This is a genomic window from Thiomonas sp. X19 (genome assembly GCF_900089495.1).
In the GTDB taxonomy this organism is placed as follows: domain Bacteria; phylum Pseudomonadota; class Gammaproteobacteria; order Burkholderiales; family Burkholderiaceae_C; genus Thiomonas_A.
In genome coordinates this window covers 2,646,930-2,662,569 of sequence record NZ_LT605203.1, presented here as the reverse complement: position 1 = coordinate 2,662,569, position 15,640 = coordinate 2,646,930, and the positions used below count along the sequence as shown (strand labels likewise).

The following is a 15,640-nucleotide window of genomic DNA, read 5'->3' as shown; positions in this document are numbered from 1 at the left end:
CCTCTCAAGAAACAAAATGGGTTGAAGGCCGGTTTCATGCTGGCACCGGGTTTGGATGGATCTGGAAGCCAAGGGCAGCGGCGCGGCGCTTGAGGGCGACGATTGAGCGCTCGCGCTGCTGATCTTCATAGCGCTGCTGGCCTTGATCGACGAACGCCTCGCCACGCGTCAGCATGAAATACACCATGCGCGCCAGCTTGTGCGCGGTGGCGGTATTGGCACGCGGCTTGTCCATGCGGCCCGACAAGCGGCGGTAGAACGCGCCGAGGGCCGAGTCGCTGTGCGACAGGCTCATCGCGGCCATCTTCAGCGCCTGCCTGACCCGATTGGCGGATCGCCGGGTCTTGGCTGACAGCACCTTGCCGCCGCTGATCTTCGTGCCCGGACACAGCCCCAACCAAGAACAGAAGTGCTTGACGTTGGCAAAGCGACTCAGGTTGGGGCCGACCTCCGAGAGGATCTTCATCACCGCAGCCAGACCCAGGCCGTTGATGCGCGTGAGATCGACGCCGGCCCAGTTGGCCAGAATCTGGCGTGCGTCGAACTGCGCGCGCAGCTTGCTGCCTGCACGAGGCGTCTTGCCCAGATCGACCTTGGCCGCGCCAAGCTGGCTCAGCAGTCCTTGCAGCTTGGCGTCGCATTCGCCCAGGTGCCGGGCAATGTCGTCATACATCGCCAGCGCCTGGCGCAGCACGAACAGGTGCTCATCGCGCCAATTGCCCGTCAAGGCCTTGGCAATCTCCGTCTCACTGGCCTTGACACGAGCGTTGCGATACCGGGCCAGCGTCTTGGGGTCGCGCTCGCCAGCGACGATGGCGCGGATGATGGCTTGTCCCGTCAGTCCCATGACATCGGTCAGAACCTCGGTGAGCTGGATGTTCATCTGCACCAGCGCCTTTTGCATGCGCTGCACCCAACTGGCCTGCTCGGCCAAGAGCACGTCGCGCTGACGGGCCACGGCACGCACCACACAGACCTCATCGGTCGGGCGGAACGCCGCGCGCAAGAACCCCAGGCTCATCAACTTCTGCAACCACTGGCAGTCCTGCACATCGCTCTTGCGCCCAGGCACATACTTCATCTGCCGCGCATCGACCAAAAACACCGTCAAGCCGCGTTGCTCCAGCACCTCGAACACCGGGATCCAGTACACCCCGGTGGACTCCAGCGCCACGGTGTCGACCCCACACGCGAGCAGCCAGTCGGCCATGGCGTGCAGATCGTCGGTCATCGCACCGAACTCGCGCACCGGTTCGTCGCAGGCTTGCCGGGGTACCGCCACCCAGTGGCTCGACCCTCCTACGTCGATACCCGCCGCGTTGGGGAAGACCAGATCATCATCTCGCTTGCGCATCGCCATCGTTTGCTCCAAGATTGTCAACGAACGGCAGCGCCATGGGAGTCGTCGAATTCGACTCGATCTCTCAAACGGGATGCACATCGCTGTGCTCACCACTGTCGCCGACGATTCCCGGACCATGCTCACGAGCGGGCTCACCTCACGGCGTCCTACAACGCCGCAGGCTCGCACCAATGACTTGTCGGTCATCTCGGCACTGCCGTTCACCTTGTAGCCCAAAGATCGTTTCTTCGCGAACGCCGGGCGCCCCCAGGGGCTTGGGATGCTCATGAGTGACGAAGCAAATCCACACGCGCGCCTTACCAATGGGCCTGAGCTGGCTCTTTGGAGTCTTTGGGCCCTTTAAGTTGATAGCTGGCAAGCAAATTCGCTGTGTCTTTGTGGTCGCGCTGCTGGGCCAGATCCAGGGCGGTAAAACCCATCTGGTTCTTCAAGCTAGCGTCGGCACCTTCGTCCAGCAGCAGTTTGACGGTGGCGCTGTGACCAAAATAGGCGGCCATCATCAGAGGCGTCGTGCCGTTGGGGGCTGCGGCGTCGATATAGGCTGAATGGTCGAGCAGGTATTTGACGATCTGGGTATGCCCATTCGTCGCCGCGTAGGCCAGTGGCGTCCAACCCGGCTTGTTGATTTCCGCGCCGCGCTCGACCATGAGGCGGACCAAGCTTTCATCACCGAGCAGGCTGGCGATCATCAAGGCGTTTTCATCGCTTGGGTTGAGTTGGTTCAGATTGATTTTCGGCTGCTCAATCAATAATTTGGCAACCTTCAACGACTTGTCGCGCAGGGCCAGGTACAAAGCTGAATCGCCCTTGGCATTCACCGCATTGGGGTCAAAACCCTGGGCAAGCAGAGACTGAACGGCGCCGACATCATCCACATCAACGGCGCGAAAAAAATCGGTGAACGAACCAGCTTGAGCCAAGCCAAGAAAAAAACTCAATAATACTGCTAAAACAAGGGTATGAAAGCTTCTGTTCATGTTATGCATGAGAAGTGTTGAATGTGCTTTCAGGCATGAAAAGACGGTTGAAATTCTGCTCTGTGAAATCTTCAATCTGTTCTTCAGCACATTGGCGCAATTCGGCAAGGCAACGCGCGACGAAGCGGGTGTAGGCCGGCTGGTTGGTTTTGCCACGGTAAGGCGTGGGGGCGAGATAGGGGCTATCGGTCTCGACCAGAATGCGATCTTCAGGTAATTTCTTCGCAACATCTTGCAACTCTTTGGCATTCTTGAATGTCAAGATGCCGGAGAGTGAGATGTAGAAACCCAAGTCGAGCGCCTGGCGGGCAACGTCCCAACTCTCGGTGAAGCAGTGGAATACTCCGCCGACGTCCTCGGCGCCCTGCTCTTTCAGGATGACCAGTGTGTCTTCGGCCGACGATCGGGTGTGGATGACCAGCGGCTTTCGCACTTGGCGCGCTGCGTCGATATGGGCACGAAAGCGGTCGCGCTGCCACTCCATATCGGCCACGCTGCGAGCTTCGAGTCGGTAGTAGTCGAGTCCGGTCTCGCCCAAGGCGAGGACGCGGGGATGGCTGGCCAACAAGGCCAGTTGCGCGGCCGATGGCTCGGTCAGCCCCTCCTGGTCGGGGTGGACGCCAACGGTGGCCCAGATGTGCGGGTGCTTCACGGCGCAGGCCAGCACGTCGTCGAATTCCTCGATCTGGGTGCAGATATTCATGGCTCGCGTCACGCCGTTGTCGCGCATGGCGGCAAGCACGCTGTCCATCTGTTCGCGCAGTCCGGGAAAATTGAGGTGGCAGTGGGAATCGGTCAGGGCCATGCTGGGGTGCGGCGCTGCTCGCGGGTCGAGCCGTTGCAGCTTTATAGGGTATGGGTCGCGCGGCTGGCGATTTCGGCCGTGGGACCGAGGATTTCTTCAATCACCTGGCGCAATTGCCGGGCTTTTTCGTCGGCTGGAAAACGCACGCCGATTCCTTGGGTCTTGTTACCCGCCGCATTGGCCGGCGTGATCCATGCGACTTTCCCGGCCACCGGGAAGCGCTGGGGATTGTCCATGATGGTCAGCAGCAGATAAACGTCGTCACCCAGGCGATATTCCCGCGTCGTCGGAATGAAGATGCCGCCTTCGGTCAAAAACGGAATGAAGGCGGCGTACAGCGCGGGTTTTTCCTTGATCGCCAGTTGGATCACGCTGGGGCGGGCGGTGGAGGCCCCAGGTGAGGCGGCTGCATTGGGTGTGGCCATATCAGTGCGCGCTCCGAGTGAACAATTGTTTGAATTCTAGGACCAGGGCTTCCGCCGTGAGATTCGCATGGAGGGGAAAGGCGGCGGTGCGGCTGTAATCGCCGAGTCGCTGCCAGAAAGCCAGAAGACGAGGCGCAGAGGCGATGCTCGCCAAGCGTCCCAGCACCGATTGGTCAGCCGGTAAATACAGGGGTTGTTGGCGGAACTGGGTGCGCATCATGTCGACGCAGAGTTTTTGCAGTGCGGCCACGGCGACCGGCATCTGGGGCATGGAGCCTGCCGCGCCGGCTGCCCTGGCCCCCTGCCCCGCAGTCACGGTTTGCAACAGGCTGCGCGCCCAGTCCATTCCGCTCGCGGGCTCGGGTTCATGCACGGCGTGATGACACCAATGGGCGACCTGCTCGGGATGCGCGATCTCCCGCGCCTGCAATGCGCGCAATGCATCCGCTGCCTGGGGCCTGGGCATGGCCTGGAGCCGGCAGCGGCTGCGCAAGGTGGGAAGGACTCTGTCGAGTCGATGAGTTCCCGTTAAAAAATAGAGATTTGGAGGTGGTTCTTCCAGTGTTTTAAGAAGTGAATTGGCCGCGGGTGCGCCCATGGCATCGAGCGGATAGACCATAGCCACCTTGAAGCCGCCGCGGTGGCTGGTGGTGTGCGACCAGTCCACCAAACTGCGTACCGCGTCGATGCTGACGTCCTTGCTGGGGTTGCGCTTCTCGGCACTCGTTGCCTCTTCCGTGTCGGCCGCCTGCCCCATGCCCAGCTCCAGGGCCAAGGCCTCGGGCAGGAGCCGCTTGAGGTCCGGGTGGGTACCGGCTTGGCGCAAGCGGCATGCCGGGCATTGGCCGCAGGCCTGGCGTGCGAAGCCCGGCAAGGGTATGGGGCTGGTGGCTTTCGCCGGCATCGGGCTTTCACACAGCAGCGTTGCGGCTGTGCTGTCGAGCGCATCCCAAACACCGAGACCAGTGGCTCCGTGCAAGAGAATTGCCGGAAAATCAAGCATATCAATCATGGAGTTGCAATTTTTTCCTCAGGTTTTGGATCACGTCTTGACGCACCTGATCCAAGCCCTGCGTGCCGTCGATCACAACCCAACGTGCGGGTTCTGAAGCGGCAAGATGGAGATACTGCTGACGCACACGAGCGAAAAATTCGAGCGATTCGCGCTCGAAGCGGTCCGGCTGGCGCTGCTGCGTTTGCAAGCGGCGTGCGGCCACCTCGGCGGGCACGTCGATGAGGAAGGTGAAATCCGGCTTCAAACCGGGGTGGACCCAGCGCGCCAGGGTTTGCAAGCGATCTTGCGGGATACCCTTGCCGGCGCCCTGGTACGCCAGCGTGGCATCGGTGAAGCGGTCGCAGACGACATCGTGCCCTTGCAGCAAGGCCGGTTCGATCACCCGCAGCACATGCTCCTGGCGTGCGGCGAACATCAACAGCGCTTCGGTGGTGGTGGTCATGGGCTCGGCCAGCAAAATCTCGCGGATGCGCTCGCCCAGCGGTGTGCCGCCCGGCTCCCGCGTGGCCGTCACACGTCGGCCCGCAGCGCGCAAGGCGGCGACAACGGCTTCGAACTGGGTGGTCTTGCCGGCGCCGTCGATGCCCTCCAGCGTGATGAACAGGCCTTGGTGCGAAGTTGGGTTCACGGAGTTCTCTTGAGGATGTAACGGTCGACCGCCGCATTGTGCTCGGCCAAAGTATCGGAAAACGCGCTGCTGCCATCGCCACGCGCGACGAAATACAAGGCCCGGGTGGCAGCCGGATGCAGCACGGCCTGCAGCGCAGCGTCCCCGGGCAGGGCGATGGGCGTGGGCGGAAGGCCGGCGTGCACATAGGTGTTGAACGGCGAGTCGGTCTGCAGATTCTTACGCGTGAGCGCCCCGGTATAGCGCGTGCCCAGGGCGTAAATCACGGTGGGATCGCTTTGCAGCGGCATGCCATTGCGCAGGCGATTGATGAAGACACCGGCAATTTTGCTGCGGTCGCTCGGGCTTCCGGTTTCCTTCTCCACGACCGAAGCCAGGATCAGCGCCTGGTACGGGGTTTGCAGCGGCAAGCCGGGTTCGCGCGCATCCCAAGCGCTGGTCAATTGGCGCTGCATGGCGTGGTAGGCGCGCTTGAGGACGGTGAGTTCCAAAGAATTGCGAGCATACAAATAAGTATCGGGGAAAAACCAGCCTTCGGGCGGCATATTCGGCGGAGCGCCGATGCGTTGCATGATTTGCGCATCACTCATCCCGGCGGCATCGTGATCGAGCCCCGGGGCCATGTTGAGCGCCTGCAGAAATTGGGCGAAGGTCCAGCCTTCGGGCACGGTCACGGCCAGCAAGGATTGGTCGCCACGCGCCATTTTCTGCAGCAGTTGCCAAGGGCTCGTGCCCTGCTCGATTTCATAGCTGCCGGCCTTGAGCTGCGTGCCCTGCCCACTCAGCCGCGCTAGCCAATAGAACAGGCGCGGCGAGAGATCGGCGCCCTGGGTTCGAATTTGCGCGGCGGCCGCACGCGCCGTGCTGCCGGGCTTGACGGAGAAGTCCAGCGGCGTTGCGCTCAGCCGCATCGGTGCCAGCGCCCAGTAAGCGAACAGGGCAAAGGCCAGGAGGCCTGCGGTCAAGCCGAGCAGGAACAAACGAACAGGCCAGCGGGTCTTCAAAGACGGGCTCACTCATGAACACATGGAAACGCCGCTCCAGCGCGGGCACGCTGGTTGGAGCCGGCAGCCGGGCAGCATGAAACCCTGGGGCAAGCGCAAGGCGGACAGCTTTCTATACTAGCCCAGCACATGGCTGAAAGTGCCTGAAGAAACGATGCACTGTGCGGCGCCCGACTGCTGCGTAACCGGCTCGTGCCATGCCCTGCTTCATAACCGCCACCTTGGCTTTGCGCCCATAACCCGACGCTCCCCGAATGCCATCCACCATCACCCCCCTGCCCCATCTGGCCATGCTGCGAGCCCATGGCCCGCAAGCTGCAGATCTGCTGCAAGCCCAACTCACCCAGAGCGTGCAAAACTGGCCCGAGAAAACGGCGCGCATGGCTGCGATGTGCACGCCCCAGGGCCGCATGCTGGCTGATTTTTTGCTGTGGAGGGAAGCCGACGGCGCGATTGCCATGTTGCTGGACGCCACCCTTGCCGAGGCCACGCTCAAGCGCCTGCGCATGTTCATCTTGCGCCTGCAATGCAAGTTGGACGACGCGACCCCAGAGCGTGCGCTGTTCGGCTTGCTGCTGCCCCAGGGCGAGGCACCTGCCGGACTGCCCTGTCCTGCCGCGCCCTGGTCGCTGCTGCGGGAGGCGGGCCTGTGCGTGGTGCGCCTGGCCGATGCGCCCGGCTTGCGACGCCTGCTCCTGGTGGCCGAATCGCCGGAAGTACGATCCGCCGCCGCGCAGTGGGTCGCAACCATGGCCGCCGGTTCGACCGAGGCCTGGTCGCTCGGCGAGATTCGCGCCGGCATCGGTCATGTCACGGCCGCCACGGCGCAGCAGTTCGTGCCGCAAATGCTGAATTACGAAGCCCTGGGCGCGGTCGACTTCAAGAAGGGTTGCTATCCGGGGCAGGAGATCGTCGCGCGGACGCAGTACCGTGGCACCATCAAGCGGCGCACTTACCGGCTGCTCAGCCCAACGGCCCTGGCGCCGGGGGACGAGATCGTCCACAGTGCCGATCCCGCGCAGCCCTGCGGCTTGGTGGTGAACGCCGCGCCGGCCGAGACCGGCTGGGAAGCTTTGGCGGAGCTGAAAATCACCGCGGCGACCGAGCCCGGCAGTCTGCACGCTGGCACGGCGGACGGCCCGGCGCTGCGCCTCGCGACACTGCCCTATATCCTGCCCCCGCAAGATTGAGAGGGGGGTCGCGATGTGCCTCATCGCCTGGTCATGGCAACCCGGGCGGCCGCGAACCCTGCTGCTCGCCGCCAACCGCGACGAATGGCTGGACCGCCCGACCCTGCCGATGCGCTGGTGGCGCCCCGACGCCGCACCGGCGACCGAAGTGCTCAGCGGCCAGGACTTGCGCAGCGGCGGCATCTGGCTGGGGCTGACACGTCGCGGACGTTTCGCCGCCGTCACGAATGTGCGCGATCCGGCGCTGGAGCGCGCCGAAGCCCCCTCGCGCGGACTGCTGCCCCTGCGCTATTTGCTCGGCCTGCATCCGCAGGATGGCAGCATCATGGCCGACTGTTCCCCAGCCGCCTTCGCCCAGGCCGTTCAATCCAGCGCGCAGGCCTACGCCGGGTTCAACCTGCTGCTGGGTGACATGCAGTCGGGTGCCATGCGCTGGCTGTCAAATCACCCGCAGCAGAACTGCAGTGTGGCGCCGGGTCTACACGGCCTCTCCAACGCCGCCCTGGACGCGCCCTGGCCCAAGGTCCAGGCTTTGAAGGCTGCGCTGGCCGAGAGCGCGGAAATCGCGGAAGTTGAAAGGACAGCGTCGTTCGACGTTCTGACCCAGGCCTTGCAGCGTGAGCAGATCGCTCCCGATGCCGCCTTGCCGCAAACCGGCGTCAGCCTGGAATGGGAGCGGGCGCTATCGGCCGCATTCATCCGCATGCCAGGTTATGGCACGCGCTGCTCGACCCTGCTGCGGCTGGATTTCGACGGCAGCGCGCTGGCGCGTGAACTGCAGCATCAACCCGGCATCGCCAGCCCGCCGGACTTTGTCTGGAACTGGCGCACGGCACAGTAGACCGCAAGCTGCATTGCGGCATCAACCCCGCCCGGGCAGGCGCTGAAAATCCGCGCTCAACCCAGTGCAGCGCGCATGCGAATGTGGGCAATGCCAGCTTCGGCATAGGGTTCGCCCAGGCTGCTGAAACCCAGGCGGCGATAAAAGCCCGTCACCGCTTGTTGCGCCGAAATTTCCGCATGGCTGTGGCCAGCCGCATGGGCTGCTTGCATGAGGGCGTGCATCACCAGTTTGCCGGCGTGGCCACCGCGCATGGCCTGCACCACGGCCACACGGCCGATATGCCCGTCCGGCAACAAACGCCCGCAAGCCACGGGCATGTCCAGACGGTTGAACACCACGGCGTGGCGACATGTGGCGTCGTGTTCGTCCCATTCCATCTCAGCGGGAATGCCTTGCTCGTGCACGAACACGGCGGTGCGCAGGCTGCCGGCGGCTTCGCCGAGTTCGGCCCAGTCGCCGAGTTGCACGCGCAGCATGGGCTCGCCGCGCGCATGGGCTTCGAGCAGGTCGCGCAGCGCTGGCGGCAAGGTCTGCGGCTTGGCCTGCGCGCCGCTGGTGGTGAAGACATAGACCATTTCGCCACTGACCAGCAGACGGTCCTGCACGAACATGGCGGTGTGCAGGGTGAAGCTGCTGTGGCCCAGCCGGGTGAGGCCGATCCCGACGTCGATCCAGTCGTCGAGCCGTGCCGGGCGGTGATAGGTGAGGCTGGCTTTTTTCACATACAGGTCGCCGCCCAAGGCTTGCAGGCCCTGGGCATACGGCAGACCGAGGGCCTTCCAGAAGGCGCTCATGGCGGTATCGAAGTACAGCAGGTAATGGCCGTTGAACACCACTTGCTGCATGTCCACCTCGGCCCAGCGCACCTGCAGGCGGTGGAGAAAACGGTAGGTCTCGCGTTGCACGGGAATCATGGTTCGAGGCGATGGAAACATTGCCGGGGGATGGGTGTGGAAGGACTGCGTGGCTCAAGGGCCTTGGCATTCAAGCTTGCGGCTGACAGGCATGGCGCAAGGCAGCGGCAGCCTCCTGCACGGCCTGGCCTGCCTGCGGCAAGGCGCGGCCCATGCGAATGAAATCGTGCGTGACGCCGGGCCATTCGCGCAGCGCTACGGGCACACCCGCCTGACGCAGACGCTCGGCGTAGAGCACGCCTTCATCATGCAGGGGATCGCAGCCGGCAACGCCGATCCAGGCCGGTGCCACGCCATGCAGATCGGGCGCCAGCAGCGGGGCGAAACGCCAGTCGTGACGGTCTTCGGGCCGGGGTAGGTAATGGTTGAAGAACCAGTCGATGGATTCGGCTTCGAGCAGAAAGCCATGGGCGAAATGCGCGGCAGATGCGGTCTGCGCCCACCCCGCCGTGCCCGGATAGAACAGGAGCTGCAGCGCCAATGGCCAGGCCGCATCGCGTGCCAGGATGGCGCAGACGGTGGCCAGGGTGCCGCCCGCGCTGTCGCCACCGATGGCGATATGGTCTGCATCCACGCCCAGCATGGCCGCGTTTTCGCGCAGCCATGCGAGTGCGTCCCAGGCGTCGTTCACGGCTGTCGGGAAGGCATGCTCAGGCGCCAGACGGTAGTCGCATGAAAACACGGCACAGCCGGAATGCAGTGTCAGTTGCCGGCACAGGATGTCGTGTGTCGCCACACTGCCGATGACGAAACCGCCGCCGTGCAGGTAGAGCAAAGCGCCAGGTGGTGTGTTGAAGTCCGCCGTGGTGCCAGCCAACTTGGCGCAGTAGCGTCGCACCGGCAAGCGAGCGCCATCACGGGCAGGACAGTCTAGGTCCATCACCTCGGCAAGTGGCGGTGGGGCGATATCGAGCACGCCGGAGACTGCCTCGTACGCCGCCCTCGCCTGCTGGGCACTCAGGCGCCACAAGGGAGGCGGCGCGGCGCGGGCAATGCGTTGCAACAGCTCCTGCATCACAGGGCTGGGGCTGGAAATGGTTGGATGCGTGGACTTGGTCATGGCCATGAAACAGCGAAGATGCAGTGTTGAGTCGGAAGTTCGTCCAAGGCAGCATAAAGCGCCGCTGCGTCTGTTGCCACGGCCACCTTCGATCAAACCGACATGCCCACCGCGTAGCCGCTGGCCCAGGCCCACTGGAAGTTGTAGCCGCCCAGCCAGCCGGTGACATCGACCACTTCACCGATGAAATGCAGCCCGGGAACTTTGTGGGCTTCGAGCGTGGCGGGGTGCAACTCCGCCGTGTCCACCCCACCCCGCATGACCTCGGCCTTGCGCCACCCTTCGGTACCCGTGGGCTGCAGCGACCATGCGCAAAGCGAAGCGCCAAGGGCCTTGAGTTTGGCATCCGCCAGTTCGGCGATGCGTCGGTCGGATGGAAGCCGCTGCATCTCCACCCAGGTCTGTGCCAGGCGGCGCGGCAGAAATTGCCCCAGCACATTGAGCAGCGACTGGCGCGATTGCAGTTTGGCAAGCCGCAGCGCTTCACCCAGATCGTTGCCCGGCGACAGGTCGAGTCGCAAGCTGTCGCCCGGGTTCCAAAAACTGGAGATCTGCAGAATGGCGGGGCCGGACAGGCCGCGGTGCGTGAACAGCAAGTCCTCGTCGAAATGCTGTCCGCCGCACGCCACCCTCACCTCAAGCGCCACGCCAGCCAGCTCGGCAAAAGGCCTCCAGGGTTCGGCAGCGAAGGCCAGGGGAACAAGCGCGGGTTGTGGCGACACCACCTGCAAACCCATTTGCCTGGCCAGCCGCAGGCCGTAGTCGGTGGCGCCGATCTTCGGCACCGGCAGGCCACCCGTGGCCACAACCACGCGCCGCGCCTGCAGCGGGCCTTGATCGGTCTCGAGTCGAAAACCCGAGCCCTCGCGCGCCACGCCACGCACACCGCAGGGTTGCAGCCATTGCACGCGTCCAAGTTCGCATTCGGCTCGCAGCATGTCGATGATCTGCTGGCTGCTGTCATCGCAGAACAACTGGCCTTTGTGTTTCTCGTGATGGGCAATGCGGTACCGGCGCACGAGGGCCGTGAAGTCGCGCGGGGTGTAGCGTGACAGAACGTCGCGGGCGAAGCCGGGTTGGCGGGAAACGAAGTGCTGCGGCCCCGCCTGGGCATTGGTGAAGTTGCAGCGACCGCCACCCGAGATGCGGATCTTCTCGCCCACGCGCGCCGCGTGCTCGATGAGGACCACCCGCAGACCCCGTTGCCCCGCCACGGCGGCGCACATCATGCCAGCAGCCCCGGCCCCGATGATGGCGACATCATGGTGCATGGGATGGCTCACGGTGCACGACCTTTTTGGGGTTGACGCCATGTTGGCAGGCGGGAGCCAACCCAAGCACGGCCAACGCACTTCCGCACTGCCTGCATTTCCTGATCCCCTCGCCCTCGGGCACGTCAGCGAAGGCCCATGAAAAAGCCGGTTGTGCAGGATGGGCACAACCGGCTGGTGAAGATTGGTCGGAGCGAGAGGATTCGAACCTCCGACCCCCTGCACCCCATTCCGAAATGTAGTAGGCTGGAGCCCGCATGAAAGCTTGCTCTGCATGAATTATTTGCCTCATTTGGGGGAATCTAGGGGGAATTGATGGCCTACTTCGAGCAACGCAAAAACGGTTGGCGCGCACAAATCAGGCAGCGCGGCATGCCGTCCATTTCGCGCACCTTCGATCTGAAAGCCGATGCCGAAGCCTGGGCTCGCGAGGTCGAGCGCGAAGTCCAACGCGGCAATCGTGCCGTGCTGCGCGACGACGCGGGGAAGATCACCATCGATCAGGTTGTGGCCCTCTACACAAAGCATGTGTTGCCGATGAAAAAGGATCATAGTGCGGCGTCGAACCTGCGCGTGGCGCGTGAGCGGTTCGGCGCGTCATTCCTGAGCGCCGTGCGCAGCGTCGATGTGGCGGCATGGCGCAACGAACTCGTCGAGGCAGGCTACGCGGCGCAGTCCGTTATCCATCGGCTTGCAGCCCTCTCGAACCTGTTCACTTATGCCGAGCAGGAAATGTCCATCACCTTGCCTGCGGGCAACCCGGTGCGCGCGATTCGCAAGCCGGTAAAGCCGAAGGGCCGTGATCGTCGGCTGCGGCCCGGTGAACTCGATGCCTTGCGGCGCGGTGCGGCTGCCGCGCGGTCGCAAGTGGTGGGTCTGCCGCAGATCATCACGCTGGCCGTCGAGACCAGCATGCGCCTGGGCGAACTGCTCGGGCTGGAATGGTCGCGCATCGATCTGGCGCGGCGCACCGCGCATCTGGTGGACACCAAGAATGGTGAAAGCCGAACCGTGGCGCTGTCCAGCGCAGCCGTGGACGCCCTGCGCGCCCTGCCCCGCCGCATCGATGGCCGGGTGTTCGGTTGGCAGAACAAGGACAGTTTCGAGAAAGCCTGGACTCGCTGCAAGGCGCGTGCGCTGGCGGCGTATCAAACTGACTGCGCGGTATCCAACTCCAAGCCCGACCCCACATTCCTGATCGACCTACGCTTCCATGACTTACGCCACGAAGCCACGTCGCGCTTGTTCGAGAAAGGCCTTGGCGTCATGGAAGTGGCCTCGATGACCGGCCACAAGTCACTCGCCATGCTCAAGCGCTACACCCACATCGAGGCGGAGAAGTTGGCGCAGAAGTTGGGGTAAGCAAGCACTCAAGCGACCACCACCACGAGCTCAATAATCAACCACCCGTGCCCATGGGGACGCATCGTGCATGCGTCCATGCCTCGATCCAGAGGGGGGTCTCCGGCGGCCTGGCAGGGGCCTGCTCAAAAAGCTTCAACAAACCACCGAAAAAGGAAACACAACCCTCAAAGCAAGCAACCCAAACCTAAAATCAAACCGCGCAACACCCGGATCGGTCACGTTCACCGGAATCAGCGGTCACGTTCGCCGGAATACGCACTGAAGCGAAGACCAACCGAACATCACCACTCTTCGCGGCAGCGCTCGGTTCCAGGACGGTTACACCCTGGTACACGGTGCGTACGGTCCGCTTCGACCGCTGTCTCATCGNCATGACGGGCGGCGACGCCGCGCTGGATCTGTCGGCCATGCCAGCCGTGGTGTTCACGGACCCGCAGGTGGCCACGGTGGGCTTGAGTGAGGCCGAGGCCCATCTGCAACACATCCAGACCGACAGCCGCACGCTGAGTTTGGAGAACGTGCCCAGAGCCCTGGCCAACTTCGACACCCGGGGTTTCATCAAGCTGGTCGCCGAAGTCGGCTCCGGACGCCTGATCGGCGTGCAAGCGGTGGCTGCCGAAGCCGGTGAACTCATCCAGACAGCGGCACTCGCCATCCGCAACCGCATGACGGTGCAGGAACTGGCCGATCAGTTGTTCCCCTACCTGACCATGGTGGAAGGCCTGAAGCTGGCCGCCCAGACCTTCACCAAGGACGTGACACAACTATCGTGTTGCGCGGGGTGAGCTGTTCGCGACCCCTTCGCCCCAAGCGACGGTAGCACGCGGATACGTCTTTATGCCCATCGGGGTGTCAGGAACTTTAGCCTATTCCGACCCATCCACTGGGGAGTATGCAACCCGATCCCCCCGAAGTCCCCGCGTCGGTTGATTTGCACTTGCTCGAGGCGGCTTGCACCCATGCAGCCGTCGTCCCCCCCTTCCACCCAACCCCAAGGAACTTTGCCCGATGAAACCCTGCTTGCGTCTGTCCAGCCTTGCCTTGTTCGCACTGATGGCTGTGGCGGCTCCCGCCGCTCCTGCATATGCCTCCCCGGCGGGCACATCCGCGCTCTTGGTCGGAGCCTTCCCGGCCCCACCCATGGGGGGCGGCCCGGGCAAGATGGCAGTGGTGCGCTGGCCCGGCAATGCTGCGCATGTGGTGGCCTTTGGCCAGGCCGGCACCCCCAAGGGGAATAGCTTTTTTGTCGGTGTGAATGCGCAGGACCACCAAGTCTTCATCCCGAGTCTTGCCGGGACCACCAATGTGATCGACCTCCGTACAGACAAACCAGTCCGGCAATTCAAGAGCATCCCGGGTGGGCGCGTGGCAGTCGTCTCGCCCGACCACCGTCTGGTGTTCGTGCTCTCCGGCAAGGCTTTGGCGGCGTACTCAACCCGCGATGATGCGTTGCGCTACGAGATATCGGTTGGTGGCAATGCGCTGGCGTTCAACGCGGACGCCAGCCACTTGTATGTGGGTGGCAATATGGATACGGCCATCGCCGATATCGATCCCTCCACCGGTCACATCCTGCGGCGGATCCCCATCGGCCATTCCGGCGATCTGGTCTGGGCGCGCGGGCTGTTGTTCTCTGCGGACATCCAGAGCGGTGTGATGAGCGCATTCAATCCCGTGACCAACGCGATCTTCAGCATGCCCACGGCTGAGGTCGATCCCCATTTTGCGTACGCCAAAATCCCCGCCGCCACGGCTGGGTTCATGCAACTGGCGGTCAGTCCCGACCAGAACAGCGTGTACGCGGCTGGGTTCTCCGGGCATATTCTTCGGTTCTCCACCACCGGGCCGCGCTATCTGGGTGAGGTCAAGGTCGCTGTCGGCAAGGCAGGTCCCGACAAGCTCAGCGGCCTCGCGGTGCTGCCCCATGGCGCCGAGGCCATCACGACCATCGAGAACCGCCACGAGTCCGTGGTGGTCGATCTGCGCAACGGCCAGGTGCTCCAACGCCTGCCAGGCATCGCCAGCAATCGCTGGGTGCTGGCGCACGAATCCGAGTGATTTGTGATGGATGACTGGAACCCGATCAACAAGGAGATTGAGATGTCCAAATTCCTGCTGGCCTTTGCTGCCGCATTTGTTCTGGTCCAGAGCGCCTGGGCACAAGCCCCGCGAGTGATTGAGGTGCGCAGCACGCATACGGTTGCGCAGACGCTGCAGCACTTGGAACACGCGGTCCAGCAACGCCATTTGCACATCGTGGCGGTGGTGGATCACAGCGGCTTGGCGCACAAGGCGGGGCTGGAACTTCGGCCCACCAAGCTGGTGATCTTCGGCAATCCGGCCTTGGGCACGAAGTTGATGCAGATGAACCAACAGGCAGGACTTGGGCTGCCTTTGAAAATGCTGGTCTGGGAAGACGCCGAGCATCGGGTCTGGTTGGGCTATACCGACCCTGCGGTGTTCGCCCAGCGCTACGCCATCAGTCCCTCGGCCCAGCCCATTCTGACCATGACCAAGGTCCTGCATGCGATCGCTGCTCAAGCCGCTGGGGGCTAGATCAGCCAGGGATTCGGACAGGGCCATTGCGCTGTTCGTAACCGGGAATCTGGACTCGGCATCTCAGGTGCCCCCCAGCATGGACAGCCGCCCGACTTGAAGGTGAACTCTTGCCCATCCATCATGGAGTTCCCAGTCATGATCGTGACCACCTCAGAATAATATGGCGGTGCTCTTCTGCAATCCGGAAACTGGCGAACAGCGCGATGTGCGGGAGGCGTGA

General features: G+C 63.5%; 15 protein-coding genes and 1 pseudogene. 6 read left to right on the top strand and 10 right to left on the bottom strand.

Annotated elements, in window-relative coordinates; all coding sequences use genetic code 11:
* Positions 1-34 precede the first annotated feature (34 nt).
* The 7 genes from THIX_RS12775 to mltG all read right to left on the bottom strand — a co-directional run bounded on the left by THIX_RS12775 (position 35) and on the right by mltG (position 6,178).
* Positions 35-1,360, bottom strand: coding sequence for an IS110-like element ISCARN20 family transposase (locus THIX_RS12775; RefSeq protein WP_086558138.1), 1,326 nt, complete (start codon positions 1,358-1,360; stop codon positions 35-37).
* A gap of 299 nt (positions 1,361-1,659) precedes the next feature.
* Positions 1,660-2,349, bottom strand: coding sequence for an ankyrin repeat domain-containing protein (locus tag THIX_RS12770; protein ID WP_112486504.1), 690 nt, complete (start codon positions 2,347-2,349; stop codon positions 1,660-1,662).
* Positions 2,342-3,145 (bottom strand): TatD family hydrolase, encoded by an 804-nt coding sequence (locus THIX_RS12765; RefSeq protein WP_112486503.1) that lies wholly within the window; start codon positions 3,143-3,145, stop codon positions 2,342-2,344. Before THIX_RS12765 ends, THIX_RS12770 begins: the two co-directional genes overlap by 8 nt.
* A gap of 41 nt (positions 3,146-3,186) precedes the next feature.
* Positions 3,187-3,570 (bottom strand): PilZ domain-containing protein, encoded by a 384-nt coding sequence (locus THIX_RS12760; protein WP_112486502.1) that lies wholly within the window; start codon positions 3,568-3,570, stop codon positions 3,187-3,189.
* Position 3,571: 1 nt separating this feature from the next.
* A complete protein-coding gene (locus tag THIX_RS12755; protein ID WP_233224746.1) occupies positions 3,572-4,573 on the bottom strand; it encodes a DNA polymerase III subunit delta' in 1,002 nt (333 codons plus the stop codon).
* A gap of 1 nt (position 4,574) precedes the next feature.
* Positions 4,575-5,213, bottom strand: a complete 639-nt coding sequence (gene tmk, locus THIX_RS12750) for a dTMP kinase (RefSeq protein WP_112486500.1) — start codon at positions 5,211-5,213, stop codon at positions 4,575-4,577.
* Entirely contained in the window at positions 5,210-6,178 is a 969-nt protein-coding gene (mltG, locus tag THIX_RS12745) for an endolytic transglycosylase MltG (protein WP_233224545.1), read from the bottom strand. The genes tmk and mltG overlap by 4 nt, the downstream gene beginning before the upstream one ends.
* 293 nt (positions 6,179-6,471) lie before the next feature.
* Between mltG and THIX_RS12740 the strand changes: the two genes are divergently transcribed.
* On the top strand, positions 6,472-7,407 hold the full coding sequence (locus THIX_RS12740; RefSeq protein WP_199195293.1) for a folate-binding protein YgfZ: 936 nt from the start codon (positions 6,472-6,474) through the stop codon (positions 7,405-7,407).
* Positions 7,408-7,420: 13 nt separating this feature from the next.
* Positions 7,421-8,248 (top strand): NRDE family protein, encoded by an 828-nt coding sequence (locus THIX_RS12735; protein WP_112486499.1) that lies wholly within the window; start codon positions 7,421-7,423, stop codon positions 8,246-8,248.
* Positions 8,249-8,304: 56 nt separating this feature from the next.
* Here THIX_RS12735 and THIX_RS12730 read toward each other — a convergent pair whose 3' ends face one another.
* The 3 genes from THIX_RS12730 to THIX_RS12720 all read right to left on the bottom strand — a co-directional run bounded on the left by THIX_RS12730 (position 8,305) and on the right by THIX_RS12720 (position 11,496).
* Positions 8,305-9,165: a YbgC/FadM family acyl-CoA thioesterase gene (locus tag THIX_RS12730; protein WP_233224544.1), complete on the bottom strand. Its 861-nt coding sequence runs from the start codon at positions 9,163-9,165 to the stop codon at positions 8,305-8,307.
* Positions 9,166-9,235: 70 nt separating this feature from the next.
* A complete protein-coding gene (locus THIX_RS12725) occupies positions 9,236-10,225 on the bottom strand; it encodes an alpha/beta hydrolase (protein ID WP_233224543.1) in 990 nt (329 codons plus the stop codon).
* Between the two features lie 92 nt (positions 10,226-10,317).
* Positions 10,318-11,496, bottom strand: coding sequence for an NAD(P)/FAD-dependent oxidoreductase (locus tag THIX_RS12720; protein WP_112488347.1), 1,179 nt, complete (start codon positions 11,494-11,496; stop codon positions 10,318-10,320).
* Positions 11,497-11,811: 315 nt separating this feature from the next.
* Between THIX_RS12720 and THIX_RS12715 the strand changes: the two genes are divergently transcribed.
* The 4 genes and pseudogenes from THIX_RS12715 to THIX_RS12700 all read left to right on the top strand — a co-directional run bounded on the left by THIX_RS12715 (position 11,812) and on the right by THIX_RS12700 (position 15,417).
* Complete coding sequence (locus THIX_RS12715) at positions 11,812-12,858, top strand: site-specific integrase (protein WP_112486498.1); 1,047 nt, start codon at positions 11,812-11,814, stop codon at positions 12,856-12,858.
* Positions 12,859-13,223: 365 nt separating this feature from the next.
* Positions 13,224-13,646: pseudogene (locus THIX_RS12710) on the top strand (mercuric reductase); the annotation flags it as partial.
* 355 nt (positions 13,647-14,001) lie between these two features.
* Complete coding sequence (locus tag THIX_RS12705) at positions 14,002-14,919, top strand: YncE family protein (RefSeq protein WP_158540846.1); 918 nt, start codon at positions 14,002-14,004, stop codon at positions 14,917-14,919.
* A gap of 42 nt (positions 14,920-14,961) precedes the next feature.
* Positions 14,962-15,417, top strand: a complete 456-nt coding sequence (locus THIX_RS12700; protein WP_158540845.1) for a DUF302 domain-containing protein — start codon at positions 14,962-14,964, stop codon at positions 15,415-15,417.
* Positions 15,418-15,640 lie beyond the last annotated feature (223 nt).

Coding starts and splice junctions, on each gene's coding strand:
- THIX_RS12775 (WP_086558138.1), bottom strand. CDS start 1,360: ATGGCGATGCGCAAGCGAGATGATGATCTGGTCTTCCCCAACGCGGCG.
- THIX_RS12770 (WP_112486504.1), bottom strand. CDS start 2,349: ATGCATAACATGAACAGAAGCTTTCATACCCTTGTTTTAGCAGTATTA.
- THIX_RS12765 (WP_112486503.1), bottom strand. CDS start 3,145: ATGGCCCTGACCGATTCCCACTGCCACCTCAATTTTCCCGGACTGCGC.
- THIX_RS12760 (WP_112486502.1), bottom strand. CDS start 3,570: ATGGCCACACCCAATGCAGCCGCCTCACCTGGGGCCTCCACCGCCCGC.
- THIX_RS12755 (WP_233224746.1), bottom strand. CDS start 4,573: ATGCTTGATTTTCCGGCAATTCTCTTGCACGGAGCCACTGGTCTCGGT.
- THIX_RS12740 (WP_199195293.1), top strand. CDS start 6,472: ATGCCATCCACCATCACCCCCCTGCCCCATCTGGCCATGCTGCGAGCC.
- THIX_RS12735 (WP_112486499.1), top strand. CDS start 7,421: ATGTGCCTCATCGCCTGGTCATGGCAACCCGGGCGGCCGCGAACCCTG.
- THIX_RS12730 (WP_233224544.1), bottom strand. CDS start 9,165: ATGATTCCCGTGCAACGCGAGACCTACCGTTTTCTCCACCGCCTGCAG.
- THIX_RS12725 (WP_233224543.1), bottom strand. CDS start 10,225: ATGACCAAGTCCACGCATCCAACCATTTCCAGCCCCAGCCCTGTGATG.
- THIX_RS12720 (WP_112488347.1), bottom strand. CDS start 11,496: ATGCACCATGATGTCGCCATCATCGGGGCCGGGGCTGCTGGCATGATG.
- THIX_RS12715 (WP_112486498.1), top strand. CDS start 11,812: ATGGCCTACTTCGAGCAACGCAAAAACGGTTGGCGCGCACAAATCAGG.
- THIX_RS12705 (WP_158540846.1), top strand. CDS start 14,002: ATGGGGGGCGGCCCGGGCAAGATGGCAGTGGTGCGCTGGCCCGGCAAT.
- THIX_RS12700 (WP_158540845.1), top strand. CDS start 14,962: ATGTCCAAATTCCTGCTGGCCTTTGCTGCCGCATTTGTTCTGGTCCAG.